Here is a 5,164-nt window from a genome sequence, read left to right on the forward strand (position 1 = left end):
CGTAGGTCATAACTGTAAGGGTTTGCCATAGGAATGCACAAATCAATCACTTCTCTATATATCCTACGTCCTAACTGAGATGGCGACTGCTATAACATTCAACTGCAAATTCCTTAATGATATTAAAACATTCAAAATTGTCTTTTCAAGCATCTAATTGCATAGATGAGAGCAGTAAAGCATATTCATATATGAGTATATTGAAAGACATACTCAGATTCAATCTGCCATTTAGATATTGCAGGACTTTTCACCTGCACTCTTATGAGGAAGATAGGAATTAACAGTCAACTGTTCGCAGCAAATAGTAAATCAAGCCATCCATTCAGTCCACTGTGGGGCATCTGTCACTAATTGACCAAATTTCCGCGAGTCAATGTCCTTAGAACTCTAACATCACGCGCCACCGCTGATCACGCTTTATGGTACTAAGTAATTATTTAATTGTATCAATTCTGTACTCTACCCGCTCAAGAAATTTGACTTCGGCTGAAATTATTGACTATTTTCTTCAACAGCAGTCTGAGCTAAGAACCATGAAGAAATCATCTAACAGGTAGGACGTTAACTAAGCAGGCAAGTTACCTCACCTGCCTGTCTTCAAAACCGGACATGAGGTTAAACTAAGCGATTCCTTCACAGAAATCACTCGTCTTCAGAACCGGATGTGACAATGAGCGCGTCATCCGCCTTTACTAGTAAGGACAGACCTATTCAGAATACATTCCCAGCCTGGAGGCTAGTAACTAGGCAGCATAAGACTCTGGGTTTATTTTAGTACCATTGCGTTCAAAAGCTTCAAGATGAGTTACTTCAAGAGAACGAATCAACTGTCGAATAACGTCAGTTGCTGGTCTGCCTGTGATTGTACAATATCGTTCAAGTTTTTCGCTCTCAGTTGATGCAAGATTTATCGTCATTCGTTTGACAGCCCATTTTTTGTTCATGACTTGCTCTATTAATCAAAATTGAAAAATTAAACTTACAAAGCACTCTGGCAATGGTTGATAAATAACAATACTAGCTAGATGTTAACCACAGCATACTTGCCTTGTCATAAGACTATTCTAGACATAACCCCGCCAGGGTATTTACGTATAATCAAAAACTTCACCAATAAATCACTTATATGAATTTCAGATTCAGATATGCTCTGGTTCATACGGAAGTAACTTGTTGGCACGGACTACATTGAATTTACTTAATTGGTTGCGTAATCTGCATATCGCTACTTTTAGAGGGGAATTTTTGCTGATTCCACCTTCAAATTACAATCCAAAACCCAACCCTCGTTTACCATCTGTATCATGACCAAAAGCAAAATTTTGAACAGACAAAGGATCATTTTCCGGAATATTGTCTACTTGGATTTTGATTTATTCATATCTTGTACCTCCCCGTACAAACCCGTAAAAGGCAAATAAAGAATACAAAAATTTGATGGGAGATGAAGGGAATATTTTAGTATATTTAGGTATTTATTAGATAATATAGTCCATAAAATTACTTAAAAAAGTGTCTAAAAATACAACATATAAGGATGAGGCTTTACGTGATCCTGTGGTGCGATCGCGAATTCTCAAGTGTGAATTTGCTTAGGCGGCAGAAAATCTCAGAAAAAGGGCGTGAAATATCAAAATTTTTTAAAGCCTGAACTTTGCTCGCCCACGGCCAAAAGTTTGGCAGAATTTTAAGACATTTACATCAGCTTAGACAACAAGTTCGTTTAGTTGCTTTAAAGTTTCCTACTAGCGGATCTTGTTATTACTTAAAGCGTGATAATGAAAAGTTAGTAAAGCGTTTTATTCACTCTACTCGACCTATTAGAGCTTCTACTCTCAAATAGTGGGGTAAGCGTCGTTGGTGAGCCAGTGCGGTGGACGGGTTCCCCGGCATAAAGCAGTTTGTCTTGTGTAGATTTCATCTCAATATTTTATCTATAGTCATTGTCTATAGGACTCATATCTGATTTTTGAACAAGATTTCCGATAAAATTTTGATAAAATGGGCTTTCCAGTCTCAGTATGTTTTCAGAAATCAAATCGGAGTCCTATATTAGCTAAAGTAATTGAAAAGGGTTACTAGCTCCTCACACCTAATATTTGCCTTCTGACAAGAGCATGTCCAGATTGAACATCAAACCAGTGAATATCTTCAGGGGGTAATGTCAGTGTAATATCCTCGTTACTCCAATTTTGGTCTGTTGGCAACAAAGCACGTACTATAATCGCTCCAGTTTGTGAACCCTCAATCCTGACACTCACCAAATAGTGCATACCCAAGTTTTCTACTAGATACACTCGCCCTTGGATAGTTTGAGTATCACCTGGTTGGGCAATGCGAACGTTTTCTGGGCGGATACCTAGCACAATCTGGGGTGGTACAGTTGGTATATCTGGCAGAGATATCTGGAAGTTATCTAGTAGAGCGGATCGGTCATTACAAAGTAGAGTCAGCAAATTCATCTGAGGACTACCAACAAATCCAGCCACAAATAAATTGGCTGGATGGTTATAGATGAGTTCGGGCGGGTCAAGTTGCTGCACATAGCCATCGTTGAGCAAAGCTACTTTCGTGGAGAGTGTCATCGCTTCTGTTTGGTCATGGGTAACATAGACCACAGGGACTTTTTGATCTGCAAAAATTTGCTTGAGGTCGGCTCGGACTCGTTCCCGCAATAGCGCATCCAAGTTACTTAACGGCTCATCTAGCAGGTATACATCGGCATTACGCACCAAAGCACGACCAACCGCAACCCTCTGCCGTTGACCTCCAGACATTTGACCAGGCTTGCGGTTCATTAACTCTTCTAATTCTAAAATTCCTACCACTTCTGTTACTCGCTGTTTAATTTCTCTAGGTGGTACTTTTTTCAGCTTGAGTCCAGAAGCGAGGTTTTCGTACACTGTCATGTGCGGATAGAGTGCATAGCTTTGAAATACCATTGCGATGTTGCGATCGCCTGCTGACTTATAGGTGACATCTGCTTCGTTGATCTTAATCTGACCGCGAGTAGGTTCTTCAAGACCCGCAATCATGCGTAGAACAGTGGATTTGCCACAGCCAGAAGGACCAAGTAAAGTGAGAAACTCATCGTTATCTACTGTTAAGCTAACGTCTTTGACAGGGACAACTTTGGAAGTATAAGTTTTATTCAAGTTTTTGAGTTCGAGTTTAGCCATTTTTCTTTTTATCCTTTGACAGCACCAGCGGTAAGACCTTGGACAATCCGGCGCTGGAAAAACAAAACTAGTAAAACCAGGGGTAACGTCCCTACAACAGTAGCAGCGGCGATGGAACCGTAAGGAATTTCAAATACTGTCGCACCACCCAACTGAGCAGCAGTAACAGGAATCGTCTTCATCTCTTCACGAGTCATAAACGTTAAAGCGAAGATAAACTCGTTCCAGGCAAAAATAAAGGTGAGAATTCCAGTAGTCACTAAAGCGGGAAGCGTCATGGGCAGCACGATTTGCCACAGTAATTGAAACGTGTTGTAGCCATCGACCCTAGCAGAATCTTCTAAGTCTTCAGGTAATTGTTGGAAAAAGCTTCTGAGTACTAGAATTGTCAGGGGCAAATTGATGGCAGTGTAGGGTATAATTAGCGCTAGATAGTTGTTGCCCAATCTGAGCGCTTGGATAATTTCTAACAGTCCCAGGAATAACAGAATTCCAGGAAATAAAGTCACTATTAGAACGCTAGCGAGGATAACTCCTTCACCCCAAGGGCGTAACCGTGCCAGCGCATAGGCAGCGGGTGCACCTATCGCTAAAGCTAAGGCTGTAGAAGTAATCGACACAAAGGCACTGTTGAAGATGTAGCGCCAAAATGGACGACGGGTGAATAACTCAATGTAATGACTAAAAGTGAATCGCGTGGGTAAATAGACAGTGGGAACGGCGGCAATATCTTCGTTAACTTTAAACGAGGTCAGCAATTGCCATAGGGCTGGCGCTAGGCTGAATAATATTACTAAGGCAATTGCTATTAGCAGCAGGATTTTTTTCAGAGAAAACCTGCTTTTCCCTGTTTGTTGCGGAGTTGTTGGAACTGGTTGTGGAGTTGAACTCATAGGGTGAACTACTCCAACCTATAGACGGATGGGGCTTCCCAATTCATCAGGAATAGCCTCCAGGACTTTGCAGTTCTATTGGTCTGACATTCCCTCCAAGGGCAGGAGTCCTAATTCCCAAGACTCAAATCTTTTACTCTGAGCGTTCGCGTAGCGTCTTGTAGAGAAGCCGAAGGGTTTTCTTGCAACATATACTTATTAGCTTGGTTTTCGCTTATAGCATTGATGGTCAAGACGCTGACTATCTTACCAGAAAAATTGGTGATTACTCATAATATTTTTTAGCTGCTTCTCTTGAGTTATATTCGGAAGTAAGATTGCAATAGTAAAGTTTTATTTTTCACTCACAATCTATTGATTTTTACAAGTAATGACATACCTATTTGGTGTTAGCTTAATTGGTGCAGGTTTCATTCGAGTTTAACTATGGGATAGCAAGACACATATATGACAGAATTATCTGTCCAATTGAGTAGATAAGATTTGTTGCCAAGTTTGGTCGATCCTGGTGAAATATTTGGTGCAGTAGCAATAACTTTGAAATTAACTTGAGAAAGTGCAGTGATTACTGAAGTAGAAGCGCCAATAAGTAAACTAATACTTTTAATCCAGGTTGTTAACAGTTTAATTCAAATTTATTCTGATAAATTAAGTGTTTTGAGTTTCATCCAGTTTTTTGCTCATTTGCTGATACTATTTATGAATTATTTCCTGACATTTAAGCAGAAAAAGCTTTTCACTTTTTATCAACAATTTATATTAGCTAGCTCATAGTTGCTAGAGAAAAATGCTACACAACGACTTTTACCAGAGTCGGCAAGTCGCGTCTACGAATATATAATAAACCCATTCATGTAAGCTTTCTCCTTTGAAAGTCAGTTTTGCTCAGGATGATACAGCACTTGCGTCTATTATGAGGTACACTAGATTAAAATATAAATACTTTTAAATGAAGTCATACTCTGTCGATCTTCGAGAAAAAATAGTTGCAGCACATCTTGAGAAAAACATCTCAATCAGGAAAGTAGCTAACATCTTTTCCGTCTCAAAGAGTTTAGTACAAAAGCTTGTAAAACAACAAAAACTTGA

The 5,164-nt window shown here is 39.7% G+C and carries 3 protein-coding genes; all 3 read right to left on the minus strand.

Translation table 11 applies throughout. From position 1 onward, the window contains the following. Window positions 1–746 precede the first annotated feature (746 nt). The 3 genes from V7K21_RS07070 to V7K21_RS07080 all read right to left on the minus strand — a co-directional run bounded on the left by V7K21_RS07070 (window position 747) and on the right by V7K21_RS07080 (window position 4,075). Entirely contained in the window at window positions 747–947 is a 201-nt protein-coding gene (locus V7K21_RS07070) for a CopG family transcriptional regulator (RefSeq protein WP_335172804.1), read from the minus strand. Window positions 948–2,081: 1,134 nt separating this feature from the next. Continuing rightward, window positions 2,082–3,182, minus strand: a complete 1,101-nt coding sequence (locus V7K21_RS07075) for an ABC transporter ATP-binding protein (RefSeq protein ID WP_335172806.1) — start codon at window positions 3,180–3,182, stop codon at window positions 2,082–2,084. A gap of 8 nt (window positions 3,183–3,190) precedes the next feature. Further along, window positions 3,191–4,075, minus strand: a complete 885-nt coding sequence (locus V7K21_RS07080) for a carbohydrate ABC transporter permease (RefSeq protein WP_335172808.1) — start codon at window positions 4,073–4,075, stop codon at window positions 3,191–3,193. Window positions 4,076–5,164 lie beyond the last annotated feature (1,089 nt).

Source organism: Nostoc sp. (assembly GCF_036919595.1).
In the GTDB taxonomy this organism is placed as follows: Bacteria; Cyanobacteriota; Cyanobacteriia; order Cyanobacteriales; family Nostocaceae; genus Nostoc.

Bases quoted from the DNA above. Each gene is read 5' to 3' on its own strand.
- V7K21_RS07070 (WP_335172804.1), bottom strand. From the start codon at position 947: ATGAACAAAAAATGGGCTGTCAAACGAATGACGATAAATCTTGCATCA.
- V7K21_RS07075 (WP_335172806.1), bottom strand. From the start codon at position 3,182: ATGGCTAAACTCGAACTCAAAAACTTGAATAAAACTTATACTTCCAAA.
- V7K21_RS07080 (WP_335172808.1), bottom strand. From the start codon at position 4,075: ATGAGTTCAACTCCACAACCAGTTCCAACAACTCCGCAACAAACAGGG.